Raw genomic sequence first — 25870 nt, forward strand, 5'->3', positions numbered from 1 at the left:
TTTTACTTATCTGACTACCTCCGCACTTTTTCCCTGCCGGGCCTGAAAAGCCACTAAGCAGGGTGTTATCACCTGTTTGTCCAGGGTTTGTTTGCATGAGATACATCAAATCGATTACACAGCAGAAGCTGAGCTTTTTGCTTGCAATCTATATTGGCCTTTTTATGAATGGCGCGGTTTTTTACCGCCGCTTCGGCAGCTATGCGCACGATTTTACCGTCTGGAAAGGCATTTCTGCTGTTGTTGAACTGGCCGCCACCGTACTGGTGACCTTCTTTTTACTACGTCTTCTTTCGCTGTTTGGCCGCCGCAGCTGGCGTATTCTGGCATCGCTGGTGGTGCTCTTTTCCGCAGGTGCCAGCTATTACATGACCTTCCTTAATGTGGTCATTGGTTATGGCATCATCGCTTCCGTCATGACCACCGATATCGACCTGTCAAAAGAAGTTGTTGGTCTGAACTTTATTCTCTGGTTAATCGCCGTTAGTGCATTGCCTCTTATCCTTATCTGGAATAACCGCTGTCGCTACACCTTGCTCCGACAACTGCGAACCCCAGGGCAGCGTATTCGCAGCCTGGCGGTCGTCGTACTGGCGGGTATTATGGTTTGGGCACCGATTCGTTTGCTGGATATCCAGCAGAAGAAAGTGGAGAGGGCGACCGGCGTTGATTTGCCGAGTTATGGCGGTGTCGTAGCGAACTCTTATCTGCCATCAAACTGGCTTTCTGCGTTGGGGCTGTATGCCTGGGCGCGGGTCGATGAATCTTCCGATAATAATTCATTGCTTAATCCGGCGAAGAAATTCACTTATCAGGCACCGCAAAACGTTGATGACACTTATGTCGTGTTTATCATCGGTGAAACCACGCGTTGGGACCATATGGGTATTTTCGGCTATGAGCGTAATACCACGCCGAAACTGGCCCAGGAGAAAAATCTGGCGGCGTTCCGTGGTTACTCCTGTGATACCGCAACCAAACTCTCACTGCGTTGCATGTTTGTACGTCAGGGGGGCGCGGAAGATAATCCGCAGCGCACATTAAAAGAACAGAACATTTTCGCGGTTCTGAAGCAGTTAGGATTCAGTTCTGACCTCTACGCTATGCAGAGCGAAATGTGGTTCTACAGCAACACGATGGCGGACAACATTGCTTATCGTGAGCAGATTGGTGCGGAGCCACGTAATCGTGGCAAGCCGGTAGATGATATGTTGCTGGTAGACGAAATGCAGCAATCGCTAGGGCGCAACCCGGATGGTAAGCATCTGATCATTCTGCATACCAAAGGTTCGCATTTTAACTACACCCAGCGTTATCCGCGTAGCTTCGCGCAGTGGAAGCCGGAATGTATTGGTGTTGATAGCGGCTGTACCAAAGCGCAGATGATCAACTCCTATGACAACTCGGTGACCTATGTGGATCACTTTATCTCCAGCGTGATTGATCAGGTTCGCGATAAGAAAGCGATTGTGTTCTACGCAGCTGACCACGGTGAGTCAATTAATGAACGCGAGCACCTGCACGGCACGCCGCGTGAACTGGCACCGCCGGAGCAGTTCCGCGTACCGATGATGGTCTGGATGTCAGATAAATATCTGGAAAATCCGGCCAATGCGCAGGCGTTTGCGCAGCTGAAAAAAGAAGCCGACATGAAAGTGCCACGCCGTCACGTAGAGCTGTACGATACCATCATGGGTTGTCTTGGCTATACTTCACCGGATGGTGGAATTAACGAAAACAACAACTGGTGTCACATCCCGCAGGCAAAAGAGGCAGCGGCTAACTAAGCGGCCTGCTGACTTTCTCGCCGATCAAAAGGCATTTTGCTATTAAGGGATTGACGAGGGCGTATCTGCGCAGTAAGATGCGCCCCGCATTCGGTGATTGGCGCAGCCTGGTAGCGCACTTCGTTCGGGACGAAGGGGTCGGAGGTTCGAATCCTCTATCACCGACCAAATTCGAAAAGCCTGCTCAACGAGCAGGCTTTTTTGCATCTGCAGCTCATGAGGATGAGAACCTCCGGGGGCAGGGAGGTTCGACTCGAGCGAAGCGAGAGAACGTTGCGCCAGCAACGGCCCGCAGGGCGAGCCACGAAGTGGCGAGTAATCCTCTATCACCGACCAAATTCGAAAAGCCTGCTCAACGAGCAGGCTTTTTTGCATCTGCAGCTCATGAGGATGAGAACCTCCGGGGGCAGGGAGGTTCGACTCGACGTAGGCCTGATAAGACGCGTCAGCGTCGCATCAGGCAAATGTGCCGGCCATTGTCGGATGCGGCGCGACCGCCTTATTCGACCTACACGACACACATTTCCCTGCCAAATTTGCGCCCCATATCTCACTATCCATTAACGGATTTGTGACAGAAACCATTGTCTTTTTTTATATTTGCTTAAATCTTTTTTTGCGTTACTTATGGCTGGCCCTGGCATTTTCCGCTGTGCGTTTTAGCGTTCATGGTATTAATCGCTCAGATATCCACCTTTTCCTCAGATTTTTTTCATTAAATGCATAAAACTTAATCACCAAATGTTGCTAAATATTAAGCTGATTGTTCTGGTCATGTTGGAGTAGCACAAATTTCTCTGCTGCAAATAGCTGTTTGAAGTTTTTTTAATCTTTGTTTGTGGATTCTCACCGTTGGTGTAAATCCCGGTTGGCTGTATTGACGTTTTCACATTCTGTTGACAGATTGTAGGTCACGAGGGGCATTTTATGGAGGATCCGCACTGTTACACTGATGTTAATTAGTACGGCATCCCCACCTCATAACGTTGACCCGACCGGGCAAAAAACAAAAAAGGTCAGGCAGCGACAACCCACTGCAAAGGGTTAAAACAACAAACATCACAATTGGAGCAGAATAATGCGTATTTCCTTGAAAAAGTCAGGGATGCTGAAGCTTGGTCTCAGCCTGGTGGCTATGACCGTCGCAGCAAGTGTTCAGGCTAAAACTCTGGTTTATTGCTCAGAAGGATCTCCGGAAGGGTTTAACCCGCAGCTGTTTACCTCCGGCACCACCTATGACGCCTCTTCCGTCCCGCTTTATAACCGTCTGGTTGAATTTAAAATCGGCACCACCGAAGTGATCCCGGGCCTCGCTGAAAAGTGGGAAGTCAGCGAAGACGGTAAAACCTATACCTTCCATCTGCGTAAAGGTGTGAAGTGGCACGACAATAAAGAATTCAAACCGACGCGTGAACTGAACGCCGATGATGTGGTGTTCTCGTTCGATCGTCAGAAAAACGCGCAAAACCCGTACCATAAAGTTTCTGGCGGCAGCTACGAATACTTCGAAGGCATGGGCTTGCCAGAGCTGATCAGTGAAGTGAAAAAGGTGGACGACAACACCGTTCAGTTTGTGCTGACTCGCCCGGAAGCGCCGTTCCTCGCTGACCTGGCAATGGACTTCGCCTCTATTCTGTCAAAAGAATATGCTGATGCGATGATGAAAGCCGGTACACCGGAAAAACTGGACCTCAACCCAATCGGAACCGGTCCGTTCCAGTTACAGCAGTATCAAAAAGATTCCCGTATCCGCTACAAAGCGTTTGATGGCTACTGGGGCACCAAACCGCAGATCGATACGCTGGTTTTCTCTATTACCCCTGACGCTTCCGTGCGTTACGCGAAATTGCAGAAGAATGAATGCCAGGTGATGCCGTACCCGAACCCGGCAGATATCGCTCGCATGAAGCAGGATAAATCCATCAATCTGATGGAAATGCCGGGGCTGAACGTCGGTTATCTCTCGTATAACGTGCAGAAAAAACCACTCGATGACGTGAAAGTTCGCCAGGCTCTGACCTACGCGGTGAACAAAGACGCGATCATCAAAGCGGTTTATCAGGGCGCGGGCGTATCAGCGAAAAACCTGATCCCGCCAACCATGTGGGGCTATAACGACGACGTTCAGGACTACACCTACGATCCTGAAAAAGCGAAAGCCTTGCTGAAAGAAGCGGGTCTGGAAAAAGGTTTCTCCATCGACCTGTGGGCGATGCCGGTACAACGTCCGTATAACCCGAACGCTCGCCGCATGGCGGAGATGATTCAGGCAGACTGGGCGAAAGTCGGCGTGCAGGCCAAAATTGTCACCTACGAATGGGGTGAGTACCTCAAGCGTGCGAAAGATGGCGAGCACCAGACGGTAATGATGGGCTGGACTGGCGATAACGGGGATCCGGATAACTTCTTCGCCACCCTGTTCAGCTGCGCCGCCTCTGAACAAGGCTCCAACTACTCAAAATGGTGCTACAAACCGTTTGAAGATCTGATTCAACCGGCGCGTGCTACCGACGACCACAATAAACGCGTTGAACTGTACAAACAAGCGCAGGTGGTGATGCACGATCAGGCTCCGGCACTGATCATCGCTCACTCCACCGTGTTTGAACCGGTACGTAAAGAAGTTAAAGGCTATGTGGTTGATCCATTAGGCAAACATCACTTCGAAAACGTCTCTATCGAATAATTAAAAGCCATACAAGACTGATGGCAAAGGCAAAAATGCCTGATGCGCTCCGCTTATCAGGCCTACGAAAATTCTGCAATGTATTGAATTTGCACGATTTTGTAGGCCGGATAAGGCGTTAACGCCGCATCCGGCATAAACAAAGCGCACTTTGTCAACAATCTGTATACCCGGTGGCGCTGTGCCTCTGCGTGCAGCGCCATCCGGCAGCAATACTTCATTCCCTGTCCGATAAGGGCGGGAATTGATTTGTGAGCAATACAGACACGCAGTTCCAGGCTGCGGGTCACTATAGAGAATCCGGGTTATGTTGCAGTTTATTCTCCGACGTTTGGGACTCGTCATCCCCACGTTTATCGGTATTACCCTTCTCACATTTGCCTTTGTCCACATGATCCCGGGCGATCCGGTGATGATCATGGCGGGCGAACGTGGGATCTCCCCAGAGCGTCACGCGCAGCTGCTGGCTGAACTCGGCTTAGATAAACCGATGTGGCAGCAGTATCTCCATTACATTTGGGGCGTTATGCATGGCGATCTAGGCATTTCAATGAAAAGCCGCATCCCGGTTTGGGAAGAGTTCGTGCCGCGCTTCCAGGCCACGCTGGAACTTGGCGTCTGCGCGATGATTTTTGCTACGGCAGTCGGTATTCCGGTCGGCGTGCTGGCTGCGGTTAAACGCGGTTCCATTTTCGATCACACAGCGGTTGGCCTGGCGCTGACAGGTTATTCAATGCCTATCTTCTGGTGGGGCATGATGCTGATCATGCTGGTTTCGGTGCACTGGAACCTGACGCCCGTCTCCGGTCGCGTGAGCGATATGGTGTTCCTCGATGACTCCAATCCGTTAACCGGTTTTATGCTAATCGACACCGCCATCTGGGGTGAAGACGGCAACTTTATCGATGCCGTCGCCCATATGATCTTGCCTGCCATTGTGCTGGGTACTATTCCGCTGGCGGTCATTGTGCGTATGACACGCTCCTCGATGCTGGAAGTGCTGGGCGAGGATTACATCCGCACCGCGCGCGCCAAAGGGCTAACCCGCATGCGGGTGATTATCGTCCATGCGCTGCGTAACGCGATGCTGCCGGTGGTGACCGTTATCGGCCTGCAGGTGGGAACATTGCTGGCGGGGGCGATTCTGACCGAAACCATCTTCTCGTGGCCCGGTCTGGGACGCTGGTTGATTGACGCACTGCAACGCCGCGACTATCCGGTAGTGCAGGGCGGCGTATTGCTGGTGGCGACGATGATTATCCTCGTCAACTTGCTGGTCGATCTGCTGTACGGCGTGGTGAACCCGCGTATTCGTCATAAGAAGTAAGGGGACATCATGTCACAGGTTACTGAAAATAAAGTGATTAGCGCACCGGTGCCGATGACCCCGTTACAGGAGTTCTGGCACTATTTTAAACGCAACAAAGGCGCGGTCGTCGGGCTGGTTTACGTCGTCATCGTGCTGTTCATCGCGATCTTTGCCAACTGGATTGCACCCTATAACCCGGCGGAACAGTTCCGCGATGCACTGCTCGCCCCGCCAGCCTGGCAGGAAGGCGGCAGCATGGCGCACTTGCTGGGCACCGATGACGTAGGCCGTGATGTGCTGTCGCGCCTGATGTACGGTGCGCGCCTGTCGCTGCTGGTTGGCTGTCTGGTAGTTGTGTTATCGCTGATTATGGGCGTTATTCTCGGCCTGATCGCCGGTTACTTTGGCGGCCTGGTCGATAACATCATTATGCGCGTGGTCGATATCATGCTGGCGCTGCCAAGTCTGCTGCTGGCGCTGGTGCTGGTGGCAATTTTCGGCCCGTCGATTGGTAACGCCGCGCTGGCACTGACCTTCGTTGCCTTGCCGCACTATGTGCGCTTAACCCGCGCCGCCGTGCTGGTGGAAGTTAACCGCGATTACGTCACCGCGTCTCGCGTGGCGGGTGCCGGGGCGATGCGTCAGATGTTTATTAACATCTTCCCGAACTGCCTTGCGCCGCTGATTGTTCAGGCGTCGCTCGGTTTCTCTAACGCCATTCTCGATATGGCTGCTCTTGGTTTCCTCGGCATGGGGGCACAGCCGCCAACGCCTGAGTGGGGCACCATGCTCTCCGACGTGTTGCAGTTCGCGCAAAGCGCCTGGTGGGTCGTGACCTTCCCGGGTCTGGCGATCCTGCTGACGGTGCTGGCATTTAACCTGATGGGTGACGGTCTGCGTGACGCGCTCGATCCCAAACTGAAGCAGTAAGAGGTTCGAGATGGCGTTATTAAATGTAGATAAATTATCGGTGCATTTCGGCGACGAAAGCGCGCCGTTCCGCGCCGTAGACCGCATCAGCTACAGCGTAAAACAGGGCGAAGTGGTCGGGATTGTGGGTGAGTCCGGCTCCGGTAAGTCGGTCAGTTCACTGGCGATTATGGGGCTGATTGATTATCCGGGCCGCGTAATGGCAGAAAAACTGGAGTTTAACGGCCAGGATTTGCAGCGTATCTCAGAAAAAGAGCGCCGCAACCTGGTGGGTGCCGAAGTGGCGATGATCTTCCAGGACCCGATGACCAGCCTTAACCCGTGCTACACCGTGGGTTTCCAGATTATGGAAGCGATTAAGGTGCATCAGGGCGGCAACAAAAGTACCCGCCGTCAGCGAGCGATTGACCTGCTGAATCAGGTCGGTATTCCCGATCCGGCATCGCGTCTGGATGTTTACCCGCATCAGCTTTCCGGCGGCATGAGCCAGCGCGTGATGATCGCCATGGCGATTGCCTGTCGGCCAAAACTGCTGATTGCCGATGAACCGACCACCGCGCTGGACGTGACCATTCAGGCGCAAATCATCGAACTACTGCTGGAGCTACAGCAGAAAGAGAACATGGCGCTGGTGTTAATTACCCATGACCTGGCGCTGGTGGCGGAAGCGGCACATAAAATCATCGTGATGTATGCAGGCCAGGTGGTGGAAACCGGTGATGCGCACGCCATCTTCCATGCGCCGCGTCACCCGTATACTCAGGCATTGCTGCGTGCGCTGCCAGAATTTGCTCAGGACAAAGAACGTCTGGCGTCGTTGCCAGGTGTCGTTCCCGGCAAGTACGACCGCCCGAACGGCTGCCTGCTTAACCCGCGCTGCCCCTATGCCACTGACAGATGTCGCGCTGAAGAACCGGCGCTGAATATGCTCGCTGACGGGCGTCAGTCCAAATGCCATTACCCACTTGATGATGCCGGGAGGCCGACACTATGAGTACGCAAGAGGCCACCCTGCAACAACCGCTGTTGCAGGCTATCGACCTGAAAAAACATTATCCGGTGAAGAAAGGCATGTTCGCGCCGGAACGTCTGGTTAAAGCGCTGGATGGCGTTTCGTTTAACCTTGAACGTGGCAAAACGCTGGCAGTAGTGGGCGAATCTGGCTGCGGTAAATCGACCCTCGGTCGGTTGCTGACGATGATTGAAATGCCCACCGGTGGCGAGCTGTATTACCAGGGGCAGGATCTGCTTAAGCACGATCCGCAGGCGCAGAAGCTGCGTCGGCAGAAAATCCAGATCGTCTTCCAGAACCCTTACGGTTCGCTGAATCCGCGTAAAAAAGTCGGGCAAATTCTTGAAGAGCCGCTGCTGATCAACACCAGCTTAAGCAAAGAACAGCGTCGGGAAAAAGCCCTGTCGATGATGGCGAAAGTCGGCCTGAAAACCGAGCACTATGACCGCTATCCGCATATGTTCTCCGGCGGTCAGCGTCAGCGTATCGCCATCGCCCGTGGTCTGATGCTCGACCCGGATGTGGTGATTGCCGATGAACCGGTTTCCGCGCTGGATGTTTCAGTGCGCGCGCAGGTGCTGAATCTGATGATGGATTTGCAGCAGGAGTTGGGGCTGTCTTATGTCTTTATCTCCCACGACCTGTCGGTGGTGGAGCACATTGCTGATGAAGTGATGGTGATGTACCTGGGCCGCTGCGTGGAGAAGGGAACGAAAGACCAAATCTTCAATAACCCGCGCCATCCGTACACTCAGGCGCTACTTTCCGCGACGCCGCGCCTGAACCCGGACGATCGCCGCGAGCGCATCAAGCTCAGCGGTGAACTACCAAGCCCACTGAATCCACCGCCGGGTTGCGCCTTCAACGCCCGATGTCGTCGGCGCTTCGGCCCCTGCACCCAGTTGCAGCCGCAGCTAAAAGACTACGGCGGTCAACTGGTAGCTTGTTTTGCTGTTGATCAGGATGAAAATCCGCAGCGTTAACTCACAAAACCGGGGCCATGCGCTCCGGTTTACTCAATCAGCTTCAACAGTGGCGACAAGCATAGCAAAATGCCGTACAGCAGAATCAGCCAGGCTTTAAATCCGCGAAGTTTTTCCAGTTGTGCGACTTTATAGATCAGGAAAAACGGAATGAGGCACGACACAATACCATATAACGGGCTTCCCAACTGAAAGAACACCAGCACCGATACACGAAACGAAACCCAAATCGTCAACGTAATGACGATAAAAGCGCAGATCGCCAGAGTCAGCACGCGTGAGTTAATTTTCTTGGTATCAATAATTCGGCTTAACAGATTGAGAATAATGCCTTTAATGGCCTCGTGGAAACCGAGATAAATGCCAAAGAATGCGGTCAGTACGGCAAAGATATTAAGCACCGTAGAGGTGATATGAATGATATGCCCAGGGATCACCTGCGCGGCCAGCGCCAGTGCTGAGATATTTTGTTCAAAGGCAGAAACGGCTTCTTCGTGGCTAATTGAGAAGGTAAACGAAAAGGCAAAAAACAGGATCACCGCGATGAGCGTGATATAACTAATTCGGTGGGTACGCAGCGCGAGCCGGGTTGCCAGTACTTTATCCGCTTCCCGTTTACGATAGGCAATATTCATTGGGTTAAGTACCTGAATAAATACTGCAGAAAAGAAGCAAAATGGAATGGTAAGCAAGACATCGCGGAAAAAGACGGAGGCTTGCGGGAAGGCGGTTATATTGGCGAAATTCCAGTGCGGGATCATCGCAAAACCGAACACGACAATAATCCCTACTTTGACCACCACCATTGGCCCGGAAATCTTAAACAGTAATCGTTCACCACCAGACGCAATCGCCACCAGTACGGCGAAAATAGCGACTTTATAAAGTAGAGATTGTGAAAGATCGGCATCGGTTAAACCGAAGGTTTTCAGGTACGAGGCGCTGTCGAAAACCACGGAGAGAGAGTAGATAAAAATCCCGTGGATAATCATCAAAAAGTAGATAACCCCGAGGAAAATTCCCCAGTTCTTCCCCAGGTAATGACTGATAATATCGGTGTAGTCATTACAGGAATCGCTTTCAGAAAGGGTTTTTAAATAAATGTCCTGCACTACCCAGGTGGCAGGATAAGCAATGATCGCTGCGGTAATAAATACCCAAATTCCCTTCAAGCCAATTTGTACTGGCATCAGCACGGTTCCGGCACCAATCGCCATGCCTATGCATAATAAAACCCAGCCGAAGTCGTAGCGTGTAAACGGCAATTTCTGATTGTGTTTCGATAGTGTGTTGTGCTGCATAAAGTCCTGTCCAGAAAGAAGTCGGCCTCGCAAAAATGAATAAACCCAGTTTCTCTTGCGCAACAGGTGGAGAAGTCGAATACGCAGTATGTAAAAAATGAGGCAACAGATTCACTGGGGAGGTCGCGAGGAGGCGCAATTCTACAAAATTGCGCATTTCACTACCAGTCTGGAGTCAGCCCGGATATGAACTGCAACTATTGCAAATAAAGAAATTAAGCTGGAAGGCATCGCGCAATGAGGAAGATTGCCGGGTGCTGACAGTAAAAAGCAATCGTAGAATCAGCGGCAAGCCGGAAAGGTTCCGGTGAGGCGCAATGTTGCGGGGGCTTTATCCCTGGTGGCATTGGTTGCTGGAGAGAGAAAACCCCCGCACGTTGCAGGTATGCACCTGACAACATCACGGGGGCTAATCTTGAACCCAAACAACTCAAGAATAGCCGCGAAACGTTGGCATTACAACACAGGCGGCTATATGACGCTCGCAGAACTGGGCATGGCCTTCTGGCATGATTTAGCGGCTCCGGTCATTGCTGGCATTCTTGCCAGTATGATCGTGAACTGGCTGAACAAGCGGAAGTAACGTGCCATGCGGGCGTCAGGCTGCCGTAATGGCAATTTGCGCCCGGATCAGGCCGCAGGGGTGAAACTCTGCGGCCTTTTTCGTAAGAAAAATGCAACGGTTGCAAGCGGATAATATTCTGCGGAATGCGCAGCACAGAGTGAAGACGTGACGGATTCCGGAACAGAAAAACAGTCGTAGAATCAGCGGCAAGCCGGAAGGGTTCCGGTGAGGCGCAATGTTGCGGGGGCTTTATCCCTGGTGGCATTGGTTGCTGGAGAGAGAAAACCCCCGCACGTTGCAGGTATGCACCTGACAACATCACGGGGGCCATTCTTGAACCTGAACAACTCAAGAATAGCCGCGAAACGTTGTCATTACAACACAGGCGGCTATATGACGCTCGCAGAACTGGGCATGGCCTTCTGGCATGATTTAGCGGCTCCGGTCATTGCTGGCATTCTTGCCAGTATGATCGTGAACTGGCTGAACAAGCGGAAGTAACGTGTCATGCGGGCGTCAGGCTGCCGTAATGGCAATTTGCGCCCGAACCAGGCCGCAGGGGTGAAACTCTGCGGCCTTTTTCGTAAGAAAAATGCAACGGTTGCAAGCGGATAATATTCTGCGGAATGCGCAGCACAGAGTGAAGACGTGACGGATTCCGGAACAGAAAAACAGTCGTAGAATCAGCGGCAAGCCGGAAAGGTTCCGGTGAGGCGCAATGTTGCGGGGGCTTTATCCCTGGTGGCATTGGTTGCTGGAGAGAGAAAACCCCCGCACGTTGCAGGTATGCACCTGACAACACCACGGGGGCTAATCTTAACTCTAGACCACTCAAGAATAGCCGCGAAACGTTGTCATTACAACACAGGCGGCTATATGACGTTCGCAGAGCTGGGCATGGCCTTCTGGCATGATTTAGCGGCTCCGGTCATTGCTGGCATTCTTGCCAGTATGATCGTGAACTGGCTGAACAAGCGGAAGTAACGTGTCATGCGGGCGTCAGGCTGCCGTAATGGCAATTTGCGCCCGGACCAGGCCGCAGGGGGGAAACTCTGCGGCCTTTTTCGTTCTTACTGCGGGTAAGGCACCCAGTCGCCGCCGTTCAGGCGAACGTACGGTTTATCCTGGTATTGAATAACTACTGCATTTGAGTTCTCGGAGACCGGTGCTGTTTGTGGCAACCCACTGGTGAGTTTTTTCCAGTCAACATTGTCTTCGGTGAAAATCTTGCCATCGAGAACGCGAACCACCAGATCGGAGATAGCCAGGAAGCTGCTCGGTTGTTCGATGACAATCGGTGCCCCCTGATGCGGTGCCTTCATGCCGAAGAATTTCACCCCAACGGGGACGTCGGTGATAGACGGGCTAGGGATATCACGTAGGCCAGATACCTGCATTCTGTCGCCCTTCAGCGCGCCGCCGTGTTCCGGCACCACGACCACCATCACTTTACGACCCGATTTCTCAAGTTCAGTAAAGAAGGCGTCCAGTTCATCAAAGAATTTCTGCGCCCGCGCTTTGTAATCCGCTGTTTTGCTGACCCCCGGATAATGGTTGCCGTCATGCAGTGGAAGCGTGTTGTAGAACGTGGCACTACGGCTGTTTTTATCTTTTTCGGTAACGTCCAGCCAGCGGTTAAGCACAGCGGTATCGTCATAAACCGGCGAACCATCAAAGCCCAGCAAAATAACCGGCAGATTTGTTTGATCCATCAATTCGCTCTGCATGCCGCCATTTTCGCGAACTTCTTTCAAAAAACCGCCGAACTGGCCGTTATGTCCCATCATCAGGTGCTGGGTAAAGCCCAGTTTCGAAAGGTTATCAAACAGATAGCAGTCGTTATTTGCCGGTTGATACAGATTAGTGTGCGAAGTCTGCCCGCAGCTGGCGCGCAGTAAACGGATCGCCGCCGGGCCACTGTAGGAGGTGGCGGAGTTAAAGTTCTTGAACTCAATATCGAAATGCGACCACAGTGGATGCGACATCAACCCGGCGGCTTCTATATCCGACCAGGAAAGCGAACAGATGTTAATCACCAGTAGTTCAAATGGCTGAGCATCAGCGGGCAGCGAAGACGGGAAGGTCGATTTACGTTTCGCCTCCGCGTTATAGAAATTATTCAGCCAGGCGTTAAGGTTCGCCGTTGTTGGCGGTGCAGTTTGTGCGGGCATATCACCCACTACCGGTGCGCCACCCGTCGCCGCAACGGTTGCCGCTGCGTTACCACCCGTCGTTGTTACAGTGGTCGTCGGTTGTCCGGCTGGCCACAAGGAGAAACTTGGTCCCGCCAGGGTAAGTACGTTCAGCCATAGCAGTATGGCAACCACAAAAACGGTAATGCGAATCCATTGTGACAGGAATAACCAGGCCACTAATAAAACAAAAATGGCCCCAATCATCTGCCAGTTAATAAAGCGTGTGACAAGGTCGATTAAATAATCGGTACTGAACCCCGCCACCTGCGAACCCTGGCTCATTATGCTTTCCGGGCCAGGCAACCAGGTGTCATGCCAGAACAAAGCAAAGCCGATCGGCAGGGCAATCCAGTGGCGCAAGCGATGCAGGCTGTAGCGCGGAAGGGGCATCAGCAGAAACGCGGCAAACACCAAATTGAGGAGCGGATGGAAGTTAAGATATCCCGCCCACAACAGGCCGAACTTAACCAGAAAATAGAAGTTCCAGCCGGAAAGGCCGCGCCAGTATTGCCAGAGGGAAGAAGGCATGGCGGTATTTTGCGTAAATTGAGTCATTTTTTGGTTGCCCTGGCTTTTTCCGTGCGGCGTAACGTCCCGGCCGGTTTAACATAACGAGGTTTAGCAAAGAACAAACGTAAGGTGTCGCGAATGCGTCGCAAAGAGTGCCGCGCCAGATAGCCCAGCGGGAAAAATATCAGTGCGCAAACGACAATAATTTCAATGATATCGCTGATGGTCATCATGATGAGCGCTCCACAGCATCATCTAACAGTCGCATGGGTTCTGGTATTCGTCGCCAGTGGCGACCATCGTGCTCGGCATTGATGACCGGTTTAGAACTTTGCGTTAAAGGCAGCGGCATGCCCCATTGTTCTGGGGCAAGCAAGCGCATCTGCACCAGCTCGGCACTGATTTGATCATCTTCAAACCAGACCATACGGTTTGAGAAAATGTCGCCAGTAGGCAATGGGAAAATATGATTCAACGCGGTATCCAGATCGTTAATCCGACAGAATGAGAGAAACAGCACCAGCCGATTACCGCCAATGGTCATGATATCGCCGGTACGGTTAGGGCGACACAGCGTCAGGGCTTGTTCAACGCGGATACCCGGTACCGGACGTAGGGCAATCAGAACGCCTTTACCGTGGGCAGGTAATAGAGGGTTATTCATCATGTTGTTGACGGCATTACAGAACACATCCCACTTCTGGAAACCACGCAGTTTGAGCGGCTGGGTCATTGACAGCAAGGTAGTGATATCTTCCGGCACATAGCGACTAAACTTCTGCCCTTGCACGCTTTCGATCATCGTCAGACAACGGGAGAGTGGCGCATTCCACGGAATAACCATATTTGCACCGCAGGCCAATAACAAACGTTCATCGGTGGCGCGCAGGCTAGCGGTATTTTCCCGCACGAGGATTTTCATCGCACTACCGCGCTGGCGACGCAGGGTATGAATGCTGCGGGCCAGTGGCTCGATTTGCGCATTTTGCTGTAAAGAAAAGACCACCGTCGCCGCCTGAGCGGTACGGGCTTCATTGAACAGGACTTCGTTATTGTTGAACAGTTGCCAGTGTTCCGATAGCGGCGGCGCACCTTCCAGTACAGCAACATTACTCAGAATGCGTTTTTCGTCGCTGCGTGGTTGGATCTCCGCCTCTTCGCTTTGAACTAATGTCCAGATACCATTTTGTTGCTGAACGCTAAGCTGCTGACGGGCGCTGACCCCTTTTTCGTTGCACCAGAAGGCAATATCCAGCAAATGTTGGTCACCCTGAAAACGCAAACTGGCAAGACCAAAAAGTGAACGGTATTCCTCAAGCAACAATGAAAATTGTTTATCGTTATTATTTCCGGGATTAATTACCAAAAGCGAACAATGGTTTAACCTGCTCCATTTATTCATTTTATCCAACCATGAGCGAAGCCGCTCGGCAGGAATGTTTTGCCATGCGTTATTTGCGCAAACAAGAATAAAAAGGTAATTATGGGGATCAATAGAACACTGCAAATCACGGGTCAAATAGTATAGACCTTTTTCATGATTTAGCATTGAAAATAATTTTATTTTTTCCGGCCCTTGAGAATCATCTAATTGAAAGATTTTCGCCGGATCGCTGTCCATGCTAATGACCGCGACGTGTGCGGTTTCAGCCTGGGATGCAATTGTTTGATTCGCCAGACTGATAGCATCTTCATGGCGATCGACGTTAAACCACCAGACGCCGCCTGCTGGCATATGTCGCAGCTCATCCCATAATGATGAGATACCGATAGAGAATACAGGGTCCACAATGTCCCTCATGTCACCATTTTGTCTGATTATCAGTTTACTAGCGAAAGCTAAGAAATAAACCTACCATTGAAATTAAAACTTATCAGATTTAGCATGTGAATCAATTTAGAAGGTCACAAGACGTGTGATTTTAGTCTTTTCGTTTTTAACTTTTTCTGTTGCGTAACGGAAAGTCAAAAAGTGAGCAAATTCCCGTCTCGCCGTAAACAATAAACCGGCGAAATGCTCACGGTTAGAATTGTCTCATGAACGGTACGGTTATTTCATAGGGATCAAGCAATATGAATAACAATGAACCAGATACTCTGCCTGATCCCGCGATAGGCTATATCTTCCAGAATGATATTGTGGCGTTAAAGCAGGCATTTTCACTGCCTGATATTGATTATGCCGATATTTCCCAACGCGAACAGTTGGCCGCGGCATTAAAACGCTGGCCGTTGCTGGCAGAGTTTGCGCAACAAAAGTAGGGGATTGGTGAATGGCCGTACTGGGATTGCAGGGGGTGCGGGGAGGCGTGGGGACAACAACCATCACCGCCGCATTAGCCTGGTCATTACAAATGTTGGGAGAAAATGTCCTGGTGGTCGATGCCTGCCCGGACAACTTGTTGCGCCTGTCATTTAACGTTGATTTTACCCACCGTCAGGGCTGGGCCAGAGCGATGCTGGATGGCCAGGACTGGCGTGACGCCGGGTTGCGCTACACCTCGCAGCTCGATTTGCTGCCTTTTGGTCAGTTATCCATTGAAGAACAAGAAAATCCACAGCACTGGCAAACCCGGCTGAGCGATATTTGCTCCGGCTTACAGCAACTAAAAGCCAGCGGGCGTTACCAGTGGATTTTAATCGACTTACCGCGTGATGCCTCGCAGATAACCCACCAGCTGCTGAGTTTGTGCGATCACTCGCTGGCAATCGTCAATGTGGATGCCAACTGCCATATCCGACTGCATCAGCAAGCGCTGCCGGATGGCGCACATATTTTGATTAATAACTTCCGTATTGGCAGTCAGGTTCAGGACGATATTTACCAGCTTTGGTTGCAAAGCCAGCGCCGATTACTGCCGATGCTCATTCATCGTGATGAAGCGATGGCTGAATGCCTGGCGGCTAAGCAACCAGTAGGTGAATATCGCAGTGATGCGCTGGCGGCTGAAGAGATACTGACGCTGGCGAACTGGTGCCTGTTGAACTACTCCGGGCTGAAAACGCCAGTCGGGAGTGCATCATGAGTATCCTGACCCGGTGGTTGCTTATCCCGCCGGTCAACGCGCGGCTTATCGGGCGTTATCGCGATTATCGTCGTCACGGTGCGTCGGCTTTCAGCGCGACGCTCGGCTGTTTCTGGATGATCCTGGCCTGGATTTTTATTCCGCTGGAGCACCCGCGCTGGCAGCGTATTCGCGCAGAACATAAAAACCTGTATCCGCATATCAACGCCTCGCGTCCGCGTCCGCTGGACCCGGTCCGTTATCTCATTCAAACATGCTGGTTACTGATCGGTACATCGCGCAAAGAAACGCCGAAACCGCGCAGGCGGGCATTTTCAGGTCTGCAGAATATTCGTGGACGTTACCATCAATGGATGAACGAGCTGCCTGAGCGCGTTAGCCATAAAACACAGCATCTTGATGAGAAAAAAGAGCTCGGTCATTTGAGTGCCGGGGCGCGGCGGTTGATCCTCGGTATCATCGTCACCTTCTCGCTGATTCTGGCGTTAATCTGCGTTACTCAACCGTTTAACCCGCTGGCGCAGTTTATCTTCCTGATGCTGCTGTGGGGTGTAGCGCTGATCGTACGGCGGATGCCGGGGCGCTTCTCGGCGCTAATGTTGATTGTGCTGTCGCTGACCGTTTCTTGCCGTTATATCTGGTGGCGTTACACCTCTACGCTGAACTGGGACGATCCGGTCAGCCTGGTGTGCGGGCTTATTCTGCTCTTCGCTGAAACGTACGCGTGGATTGTGCTGGTGCTCGGCTACTTCCAGGTAGTATGGCCGCTGAATCGTCAGCCGGTGCCATTGCCGAAAGATATGTCGCTGTGGCCGTCGGTGGATATCTTTGTCCCGACTTACAACGAAGATCTCAACGTGGTGAAAAATACTATTTACGCCTCGCTGGGTATCGACTGGCCGAAAGACAAGCTGAACATCTGGATCCTCGATGACGGCGGTAGGGAAGAGTTTCGCCAGTTTGCGCAAAACGTGGGGGTGAAATATATCGCCCGTACCACTCATGAACATGCGAAAGCGGGCAACATCAACAATGCGCTGAAATATGCCAAAGGCGAGTTCGTGTCGATTTTCGACTGCGACCACGTACCAACGCGATCGTTCCTGCAAATGACCATGGGCTGGTTCCTGAAAGAGAAACAGCTGGCGATGATGCAGACTCCACACCACTTCTTCTCGCCGGACCCGTTTGAACGCAACCTGGGGCGTTTTCGTAAAACACCGAACGAAGGCACGCTGTTCTATGGTCTGGTGCAGGATGGCAACGATATGTGGGACGCCACTTTCTTCTGCGGTTCCTGTGCGGTGATTCGTCGTAAGCCGCTGGATGAAATTGGCGGCATTGCTGTCGAAACCGTGACTGAAGATGCGCATACTTCTCTGCGTTTGCACCGTCGTGGCTATACCTCCGCGTATATGCGTATTCCGCAGGCGGCGGGGCTGGCGACCGAAAGTCTGTCGGCGCATATCGGTCAGCGTATTCGCTGGGCGCGCGGGATGGTACAAATCTTCCGTCTCGATAACCCGCTCACCGGTAAAGGACTGAAGTTTGCTCAGCGGCTGTGCTACGTCAACGCCATGTTCCACTTCTTGTCGGGCATTCCACGGCTGATCTTCCTGACTGCGCCGCTGGCGTTCCTGCTGCTTCATGCCTACATCATCTATGCGCCAGCGTTGATGATCGCCCTATTCGTGCTGCCGCATATGATCCATGCCAGCCTGACCAACTCCAAGATCCAGGGCAAATATCGCCACTCTTTCTGGAGTGAAATCTACGAAACGGTGCTGGCGTGGTATATCGCACCACCGACGCTGGTGGCGCTGATTAACCCGCACAAAGGCAAATTTAACGTCACCGCCAAAGGTGGACTGGTGGAAGAAGAGTACGTCGATTGGGTGATCTCGCGGCCCTACATCTTCCTTGTCCTGCTCAACCTGGTGGGCGTTGCGGTAGGCATCTGGCGCTACTTCTATGGCCCGCCAACCGAGATGCTCACCGTGGTCGTCAGTATGGTGTGGGTATTCTACAACCTGATTGTTCTTGGCGGCGCAGTTGCAGTATCGGTAGAAAGCAAACAGGTACGCCGATCGCACCGCGTGGAGATGACGATGCCCGCGGCAATTGCCCGCGAAGATGGTCACCTCTTCTCGTGTACCGTTCAGGATTTCTCCGACGGTGGTTTGGGGATCAAGATCAACGGTCAGGCGCAGATTCTGGAAGGGCAGAAAGTGAATCTGTTGCTTAAACGCGGTCAGCAGGAATACGTCTTCCCGACCCAGGTGGCGCGCGTGATGGGTAATGAAGTTGGGCTGAAATTAATGCCGCTCACCACCCAGCAACATATCGATTTTGTGCAGTGTACGTTTGCCCGTGCGGATACATGGGCGCTCTGGCAGGACAGCTACCCGGAAGATAAGCCGCTGGAAAGTCTGCTGGATATTCTGAAGCTCGGCTTCCGTGGCTACCGCCATCTGGCGGAGTTTGCGCCTTCTTCGGTGAAGGGCATATTCCGTGTGCTGACTTCTCTGGTTTCCTGGGTTGTATCGTTTATTCCGCGCCGCCCGGAGCGGAGCGAAACGGCACAACCATCGGATCAGGCTTTGGCTCAACAATGATGATAACGCGATGAAAAGAAAACTATTCTGGATTTGTGCAGTGGCTATGGGGATGAGTGCGTTCCCCTCTTTCATGACGCAGGCGACGCCAGCAACGCAACCACTGATCAATGCTGAGCCAGCTGTAGCCGCCCAGACGGAACAAAATCCGCAGATGGGGCAAGTGATGCCGGGCGTGCAGGGCGCTGATGCGCCAGTCGTGGCGCAGAACGGTCCTTCGCGTGATGTGAAGCTGACCTTTGCGCAAATTGCACCGCCGCCGGGCAGCATGGTGCTACGTGGCATTAACCCGAACGGCAGCATTGAGTTTGGTATGCGCAGCGATGAAGTGGTGACGAAGGCGATGCTCAACCTCGAATACACCCCATCGCCATCGTTACTGCCTGTCCAGTCGCAGTTAAAGGTTTATCTCAATGATGAATTGATGGGCGTGCTGCCAGTGACCAAAGAACAGTTGGGTAAAAAAACGCTGGCGCAAATGCCCATTAACCCACTGTTTATTACCGACTTCAACCGTGTACGGCTGGAGTTTGTCGGCCATTATCAGGACGTGTGCGAAAACCCGGCCAGCACCACGCTTTGGCTGGATGTTGGGCGGAGCAGTGGACTGGATCTGACCTATCAGACCCTGAATGTGAAGAATGACCTGTCACACTTCCCGGTGCCATTCTTTGACCCGCGTGATAACCGCACCAACACCTTGCCGATGGTCTTTGCGGGTGCGCCGGATGTTGGGCTGCAACAAGCATCTGCCATTGTCGCCTCGTGGTTTGGTTCGCGTTCTGGCTGGCGTGGGCAGAACTTCCCAGTGCTCTATAACCAACTGCCGGATCGCAATGCCATTGTCTTTGCAACCAACGACAAACGGCCGGACTTCCTGCGCGATCATCCGGCGGTAAAAGCCCCTGTGATTGAGATGATTAACCATCCGCAGAATCCTTACGTCAAACTGCTGGTGGTGTTTGGTCGTGACGACAAAGACCTGTTGCAGGCAGCGAAAGGTATCGCTCAGGGTAACATTCTGTTCCGTGGTGAAAGCGTGGTAGTGAATGAAGTAAAACCGCTGCTACCGCGTAAGCCGTACGATGCGCCGAACTGGGTACGTACCGATCGTCCGGTCACATTTGGCGAACTGAAAACCTATGAAGAACAGTTACAATCCAGCGGTCTTGAGCCAGCAGCGATTAACGTTTCGCTAAACCTGCCGCCGGATCTCTACCTGATGCGCAGTACCGGCATTGATATGGATATTAATTACCGCTACACCATGCCGCCGGTGAAAGACAGTTCGCGGATGGATATCAGCCTGAATAACCAGTTCCTGCAATCCTTCAACCTGAGCAGCAAACAGGAGGCGAACCGCCTGCTGCTGCGGATTCCGGTATTACAAGGTTTGCTGGATGGCAAAACAGATGTCTCTATTCCGGCGCTGAAACTGGGCGCGACCAACCAGCTGCGCTTCGACTTTGAGTATATGAACCCGATGCCGGGCGGTTCGGTGGATAACTGTATTACCTTCCAGCCGGTGCAGAATCATGTGGTGATTGGTGACGACTCCACCATCGACTTCTCGAAGTATTACCACTTCATCCCGATGCCGGATCTACGCGCCTTTGCTAACGCGGGCTTCCCATTCAGCCGGATGGCGGATCTGTCGCAAACCATCACCGTGATGCCGAAAGCGCCTAACGAAGCACAGATGGAAACGTTGCTGAATACTGTTGGTTTTATCGGCGCACAGACGGGCTTCCCGGCGATTAATCTGACGGTGACCGATGATGGCAGCACCATTCAGGGCAAAGATGCCGATATCATGATCATCGGTGGTATCCCGGACAAACTGAAAGACGATAAGCAGATCGACCTATTGGTGCAGGCGACAGAAAGCTGGGTGAAAACACCGATGCGCCAGACCCCGTTCCCCGGCATTGTGCCGGACGAGAGCGATCGCGCGGCAGAAACCCGGTCAACGCTGACCTCTTCCGGTGCGATGGCGGCGGTGATTGGCTTCCAGTCGCCGTATAACGACCAGCGCAGCGTGATTGCGCTGTTGGCAGATAGCCCACGCGGTTATGAAATGCTTAACGATGCGGTGAACGATAGCGGCAAACGCGCCACCATGTTCGGTTCGGTCGCGGTGATCCGCGAGTCCGGTATCAACAGCCTACGTGTTGGCGACGTTTATTACGTAGGTCATCTGCCGTGGTTCGAGCGCTTGTGGTATGCGCTGGCAAACCATCCGATTCTGCTGGCGGTGCTGGCGGCTATCAGTGTGATATTGCTGGCATGGGTACTGTGGCGTCTGCTGCGAATTATTAGTCGTCGTCGTCTTAACCCGGATAACGAGTAATTGAAGATGAATGTGTTGCGTAGTGGAATCGTGACGATGCTGCTGCTGGCTGCCTTTAGTGTTCAGGCAGCCTGTACCTGGCCTGCCTGGGAGCAGTTTAAAAAGGATTACATCAGTCAGGAAGGGCGCGTCATCGACCCCAGCGACGCGCGCAAAATCACCACCTCCGAAGGGCAAAGTTACGGCATGTTCTTTGCCCTGGCGGCTAACGACCGTGCAGCTTTCGATAATATTCTCGACTGGACGCAGAACAATCTCGCTCAGGGTTCTTTAAAAGAACGTTTGCCCGCCTGGCTGTGGGGCAAGAAAGAGAACAGTAAGTGGGAAGTGCTGGACAGCAATTCGGCCTCCGATGGTGATGTCTGGATGGCCTGGTCGTTGCTGGAGGCGGGGCGTTTGTGGAAAGAGCAGCGTTATACCGACATCGGCAGCGCGTTGCTAAAACGTATCGCGCGGGAGGAAGTGGTGACGGTGCCTGGGCTGGGTTCCATGTTGTTACCGGGCAAAGTGGGTTTTGCTGAGGATAACAGCTGGCGTTTTAACCCCAGCTACCTGCCGCCGACGCTGGCGCAGTATTTCACCCGCTTTGGCGCGCCGTGGACCACGCTGCGCGAAACCAATCAACGTTTATTGCTGGAAACCGCCCCGAAAGGTTTTTCGCCAGACTGGGTGCGCTATGAGAAAGACAAAGGCTGGCAGCTAAAAGCCGAAAAAACATTGATCAGCAGCTACGACGCTATCCGCGTTTACATGTGGGTAGGCATGATGCCTGACAGCGATCCGCAAAAAGCGCGGATGCTCAACCGGTTTAAACCGATGGCGACATTCACTGAGAAAAACGGTTATCCGCCGGAAAAAGTGGATGTGGCTACGGGGAAAGCGCAGGGTAAAGGACCAGTCGGTTTTTCTGCCGCCATGCTGCCCTTTTTACAAAACCGCGATGCGCAGGCCGTTCAGCGCCAGCGCGTGGCCGATAACTTTCCCGGCAGCGATGCCTATTACAACTATGTGCTGACCCTGTTTGGACAAGGCTGGGATCAACACCGTTTCCGCTTCTCGACAAAAGGTGAGTTATTACCTGACTGGGGCCAGGAATGCGCAAATTCACACTAAACATATTCACGCTTTCCCTCGGTCTGGCCGTCATGCCGATGGTCGAGGCAGCACCAACCGCTCAGCAACAGTTGCTGGAGCAAGTTCGGTTAGGCGAAGCGACCCATCGTGAAGATCTGGTGCAACAGTCGTTATATCGGCTGGAACTTATTGATCCGAATAACCCGGACGTCGTTGCCGCCCGTTTCCGTTCTTTGTTACGTCAGGGCGATATTGATGGCGCGCAAAAACAGCTCGATCGGCTGTCGCAGTTAGCGCCGAGTTCAAATGCGTATAAATCGTCGCGGACTACGATGCTACTTTCCACGCCGGATGGTCGTCAGGCACTGCAACAGGCACGATTGCAGGCGACGACCGGTCATGCAGAAGAAGCTGTGGCGAGTTACAACAAACTGTTCAACGGTGCGCCGCCGGAAGGTGACATTGCTGTCGAGTACTGGAGTACGGTGGCGAAAATTCCGGCTCGCCGTGGCGAAGCGATTAATCAGTTAAAACGCATCAATGCGGATGCACCGGGCAATACGGGCCTGCAAAACAATCTGGCGCTATTGCTGTTTAGTAGCGATCGCCGTGACGAAGGTTTTGCCGTCCTGGAACAGATGGCAAAATCGAACGCCGGGCGCGAAGGGGCCTCTAAAATCTGGTACGGGCAGATTAAAGACATGCCCGTCAGTGATGCCAGTGTGTCGGCGCTGAAAAAATATCTCTCGATCTTTAGTGATGGCGATAGCGTGGCGGCTGCGCAATCGCAACTGGCAGAACAGCAAAAACAGCTGGCCGATCCTGCTTTCCGCGCTCGTGCGCAAGGTTTAGCGGCGGTGGACTCTGGTATGGCGGGTAAAGCCATTCCCGAACTACAACAGGCGGTGCGGGCGAACCCGAAAGACAGTGAAGCTCTGGGGGCGCTGGGCCAGGCGTATTCTCAGAAAGGCGATCGCGCCAATGCAGTGGCGAATCTGGAAAAAGCCCTCGCACTGGACCCGCACAGCAGCAACAACGACAAATGGAACAGTCTGCTGAAAGTAAACCGCTACTGGCTGGCGATCCAGCAGGGCGATGCTGCGCTGAAAGCCAATAATCCTGACCGGGCAGAACGCCTGTTCCAGCAGGCGCGTAATGTCGATAACACCGACAGTTATGCAGTGCTGGGGCTGGGCGATGTGGCGATGGCGCGAAAAGATTATCCCGCCGCCGAACGTTATTATCAGCAGACCTTGCGTATGGACAGCGGCAACACTAACGCCGTGCGCGGGCTGGCAAATATTTACCGCCAGCAATCGCCAGAAAAAGCTGAAGCGTTTATCGCCTCGCTCTCTGCCAGTCAGCGGCGTAGCATTGATGATATCGAACGCAGCCTGCAAAACGACCGTCTGGCACAGCAGGCAGAGGCACTGGAAAACCAGGGCAAATGGGCGCAGGCGGCAGCACTTCAGCGGCAACGACTGGCGCTGGACCCCGGCAGCGTATGGATTACTTACCGACTTTCGCAGGATCTCTGGCAGGCCGGACAACGCAGCCAGGCCGATACGTTAATGCGCAATCTGGCGCAGCAGAAGTCGAACGACCCGGAGCAGGTTTACGCTTACGGGCTGTACCTCTCTGGTCATGACCAGGACAGAGCGGCGCTGGCGCATATCAACAGCCTGCCGCGTGCGCAGTGGAACAGCAATATTCAGGAGCTGGTTAATCGACTGCAAAGCGATCAGGTGCTGGAAACCGCTAACCGCCTGCGAGAAAGCGGCAAAGAGGCAGAAGCGGAAGCGATGCTGCGCCAGCAACCACCTTCCACGCGTATTGACCTCACGCTGGCTGACTGGGCGCAACAACGACGTGATTACACCGCCGCCCGCGCTGCATATCAGAATGTCCTGACGCGGGAGCCAGCTAACGCCGACGCCATTCTTGGTCTGACGGAAGTGGATATTGCTGCCGGTGACAAAGCGGCGGCACGTAGCCAGCTGGCGAAACTGCCCGCTACCGATAACGCCTCGCTGAACACACAGCGGCGCGTGGCGCTGGCACAGGCGCAGCTTGGCGATACCGCAGCAGCGCAGCGGACGTTTAATAAGTTGATCCCGCAGGCAAAATCTCAGCCACCGTCGATGGAAAGCGCGATGGTGCTGCGTGATGGTGCGAAGTTTGAAGCGCAGGCGGGCGATCCAACGCAGGCGCTGGAAACCTACAAAGACGCCATGGTCGCATCCGGTGTGACTACGACGCGTCCGCAGGATAACGACACCTTTACCCGACTGACCCGTAACGACGAGAAAGATGACTGGCTGAAACGTGGCGTGCGCAGCGATGCGGCGGACCTCTATCGCCAGCAGGATCTTAACGTCACCCTTGAGCACGATTACTGGGGTTCGAGCGGCACCGGTGGTTACTCCGATCTGAAAGCGCACACTACCATGTTGCAGGTGGATGCGCCGTATTCTGACGGGCGGATGTTCTTTCGCAGTGATTTCGTCAATATGAACGTCGGCAGTTTCTCCACTAATGCCGATGGCAAATGGGATGACAACTGGGGCACCTGTACATTACAGGACTGTAGCGGCAACCGCAGCCAGTCGGATTCCGGTGCCAGCGTGGCGGTCGGCTGGCGAAATGACGTCTGGAGCTGGGATATCGGTACCACGCCGATGGGCTTCAACGTGGTGGATGTGGTCGGCGGCATCAGTTACAGCGATGATATCGGGCCGCTGGGTTACACCGTTAACGCCCACCGTCGGCCCATCTCCAGTTCTTTGCTGGCCTTTGGTGGGCAAAAAGACTCCCCGAGCAATACCGGGAAAAAATGGGGTGGCGTACGTGCCGACGGTGTGGGGCTAAGTCTGAGCTACGATAAAGGTGAAGCAAACGGCGTCTGGGCATCGCTTAGTGGCGACCAGTTAACCGGTAAAAATGTCGAAGATAACTGGCGCGTGCGCTGGATGACGGGCTATTACTATAAGGTCATTAACCAGAACAATCGCCGCGTCACAATCGGCCTGAACAACATGATCTGGCATTACGACAAAGATCTGAGTGGCTACTCACTCGGTCAGGGCGGTTACTACAGTCCGCAGGAATACCTGTCGTTTGCCATACCGGTGATGTGGCGGGAGCGCACGGAAAACTGGTCGTGGGAGCTGGGTGCGTCTGGCTCGTGGTCGCATTCACGCACCAAAACCATGCCGCGTTATCCGCTGATGAATCTGATCCCGACCGACTGGCAGGAAGAAGCTGCGCGACAATCCAACGATGGCGGCAGCAGTCAGGGCTTCGGCTACACGGCGCGGGCATTACTTGAACGACGTGTTACTTCCAACTGGTTTGTTGGCACGGCAATTGATATCCAGCAGGCGAAAGATTACGCACCCAGCCATTTCCTGCTCTACGTACGTTATTCCGCCGCCGGATGGCAGGGTGACATGGATTTACCGCCGCAGCCGCTGATACCTTACGCCGACTGGTAAGTTTTCAGATAGCGCCTCTCTTAATGCCGCTGC

Annotated in this window: 19 protein-coding genes, 1 tRNA gene and 1 other RNA gene; 17 read left to right on the plus strand and 4 right to left on the minus strand. The window is 53.3% G+C overall.

The annotated features are described in order from the left end of the window. The first annotated feature begins 95 nt into the window (after nt 1-95). The 8 genes from eptB to dppF all read left to right on the plus strand — a co-directional run bounded on the left by eptB (nt 96) and on the right by dppF (nt 8707). Nucleotides 96-1787 carry a kdo(2)-lipid A phosphoethanolamine 7''-transferase gene (eptB, locus tag AB4H76_RS01375; protein WP_001269197.1) on the plus strand — a complete coding sequence of 564 codons (1692 nt, stop codon included), beginning with the start codon at nt 96-98 and terminating at the stop codon, nt 1785-1787. A 91-nt stretch (nt 1788-1878) separates the two neighbouring features. Further along, nucleotides 1879-1955 (plus strand) — tRNA-Pro (locus AB4H76_RS01380). A 34-nt stretch (nt 1956-1989) separates the two neighbouring features. Continuing rightward, nucleotides 1990-2123, plus strand: a non-coding RNA gene (locus AB4H76_RS01385) — RtT sRNA. 742 nt (nt 2124-2865) lie between these two features. After that, nucleotides 2866-4473, plus strand: coding sequence for a dipeptide ABC transporter substrate-binding protein DppA (dppA, locus tag AB4H76_RS01390; RefSeq protein ID WP_001222883.1), 1608 nt, complete (start codon nt 2866-2868; stop codon nt 4471-4473). Nucleotides 4474-4780: 307 nt separating this feature from the next. Then, nucleotides 4781-5800 (plus strand): dipeptide ABC transporter permease DppB, encoded by a 1020-nt coding sequence (dppB, locus tag AB4H76_RS01395; RefSeq protein WP_000938855.1) that lies wholly within the window; start codon nt 4781-4783, stop codon nt 5798-5800. Between the two features lie 9 nt (nt 5801-5809). Further along, nucleotides 5810-6712, plus strand: coding sequence for a dipeptide ABC transporter permease DppC (dppC, locus tag AB4H76_RS01400; protein ID WP_000084677.1), 903 nt, complete (start codon nt 5810-5812; stop codon nt 6710-6712). A 10-nt stretch (nt 6713-6722) separates the two neighbouring features. Beyond that, a complete protein-coding gene (dppD, locus tag AB4H76_RS01405; protein ID WP_001196486.1) occupies nt 6723-7706 on the plus strand; it encodes a dipeptide ABC transporter ATP-binding protein in 984 nt (327 codons plus the stop codon). After that, complete coding sequence (dppF, locus tag AB4H76_RS01410; RefSeq protein ID WP_000107012.1) at nt 7703-8707, plus strand: dipeptide ABC transporter ATP-binding subunit DppF; 1005 nt, start codon at nt 7703-7705, stop codon at nt 8705-8707. Before dppD ends, dppF begins: the two co-directional genes overlap by 4 nt. 29 nt (nt 8708-8736) lie before the next feature. On the opposite strand, the gene AB4H76_RS01415 is transcribed toward dppF, so the two are convergent. After that, on the minus strand, nt 8737-10008 hold the full coding sequence (locus tag AB4H76_RS01415; RefSeq protein WP_001295225.1) for an aromatic amino acid transport family protein: 1272 nt from the start codon (nt 10006-10008) through the stop codon (nt 8737-8739). Nucleotides 10009-10483: 475 nt separating this feature from the next. Between AB4H76_RS01415 and AB4H76_RS01420 the strand changes: the two genes are divergently transcribed. The 3 genes from AB4H76_RS01420 (at nt 10484) to ldrD (ending at nt 11557) form a co-directional block, all read left to right on the plus strand. Continuing rightward, nucleotides 10484-10591, plus strand: a complete 108-nt coding sequence (locus tag AB4H76_RS01420; protein WP_001295224.1) for a type I toxin-antitoxin system toxin Ldr family protein — start codon at nt 10484-10486, stop codon at nt 10589-10591. A 375-nt stretch (nt 10592-10966) separates the two neighbouring features. Next, entirely contained in the window at nt 10967-11074 is a 108-nt protein-coding gene (locus AB4H76_RS01425; protein ID WP_001295224.1) for a type I toxin-antitoxin system toxin Ldr family protein, read from the plus strand. A gap of 375 nt (nt 11075-11449) precedes the next feature. Then, nucleotides 11450-11557, plus strand: coding sequence for a type I toxin-antitoxin system toxic polypeptide LdrD (gene ldrD, locus AB4H76_RS01430; protein WP_000141634.1), 108 nt, complete (start codon nt 11450-11452; stop codon nt 11555-11557). 86 nt (nt 11558-11643) lie between these two features. Here ldrD and bcsG read toward each other — a convergent pair whose 3' ends face one another. From bcsG to bcsE, 3 genes are read right to left on the minus strand one after another with little or no spacing between them, the layout of a single operon-like run. After that, nucleotides 11644-13323, minus strand: a complete 1680-nt coding sequence (gene bcsG, locus AB4H76_RS01435; RefSeq protein WP_000191622.1) for a cellulose biosynthesis protein BcsG — start codon at nt 13321-13323, stop codon at nt 11644-11646. Further along, nucleotides 13320-13511 carry a cellulose biosynthesis protein BcsF gene (gene bcsF, locus AB4H76_RS01440; RefSeq protein WP_000988308.1) on the minus strand — a complete coding sequence of 64 codons (192 nt, stop codon included), beginning with the start codon at nt 13509-13511 and terminating at the stop codon, nt 13320-13322. Before bcsF ends, bcsG begins: the two co-directional genes overlap by 4 nt. Further along, complete coding sequence (gene bcsE, locus AB4H76_RS01445) at nt 13508-15079, minus strand: cellulose biosynthesis c-di-GMP-binding protein BcsE (RefSeq protein ID WP_085452742.1); 1572 nt, start codon at nt 15077-15079, stop codon at nt 13508-13510. Before bcsE ends, bcsF begins: the two co-directional genes overlap by 4 nt. Nucleotides 15080-15351: 272 nt before the next feature. Between bcsE and bcsR the strand changes: the two genes are divergently transcribed. From bcsR to bcsC, 6 genes are read left to right on the plus strand one after another with little or no spacing between them, the layout of a single operon-like run. Continuing rightward, complete coding sequence (gene bcsR, locus AB4H76_RS01450; RefSeq protein ID WP_001063318.1) at nt 15352-15540, plus strand: cellulose biosynthesis protein BcsR; 189 nt, start codon at nt 15352-15354, stop codon at nt 15538-15540. An 11-nt stretch (nt 15541-15551) separates the two neighbouring features. Continuing rightward, on the plus strand, nt 15552-16304 hold the full coding sequence (bcsQ, locus tag AB4H76_RS01455) for a cellulose biosynthesis protein BcsQ (RefSeq protein WP_000279530.1): 753 nt from the start codon (nt 15552-15554) through the stop codon (nt 16302-16304). Next, nucleotides 16301-18919, plus strand: coding sequence for a UDP-forming cellulose synthase catalytic subunit (gene bcsA, locus AB4H76_RS01460; RefSeq protein ID WP_000025914.1), 2619 nt, complete (start codon nt 16301-16303; stop codon nt 18917-18919). Before bcsQ ends, bcsA begins: the two co-directional genes overlap by 4 nt. A 10-nt stretch (nt 18920-18929) precedes the next feature. Next, nucleotides 18930-21269 carry a cellulose biosynthesis cyclic di-GMP-binding regulatory protein BcsB gene (bcsB, locus tag AB4H76_RS01465; protein ID WP_077491630.1) on the plus strand — a complete coding sequence of 780 codons (2340 nt, stop codon included), beginning with the start codon at nt 18930-18932 and terminating at the stop codon, nt 21267-21269. A 6-nt stretch (nt 21270-21275) separates the two neighbouring features. Continuing rightward, complete coding sequence (gene bcsZ / locus AB4H76_RS01470) at nt 21276-22382, plus strand: cellulose synthase complex periplasmic endoglucanase BcsZ (RefSeq protein WP_001295222.1); 1107 nt, start codon at nt 21276-21278, stop codon at nt 22380-22382. Next, the gene (bcsC, locus tag AB4H76_RS01475; RefSeq protein ID WP_001225124.1) at nt 22364-25837 is read left to right on the plus strand and encodes a cellulose synthase complex outer membrane protein BcsC; all 3474 of its coding nucleotides are present in this window, start codon (nt 22364-22366) and stop codon (nt 25835-25837) included. Before bcsZ ends, bcsC begins: the two co-directional genes overlap by 19 nt. The last annotated feature ends 33 nt before the right edge of the window (nt 25838-25870 follow it).

Source organism: Escherichia sp. UTM R2 (assembly GCF_048593455.1).
GTDB lineage: Bacteria > Pseudomonadota > Gammaproteobacteria > Enterobacterales > Enterobacteriaceae > Escherichia > Escherichia coli.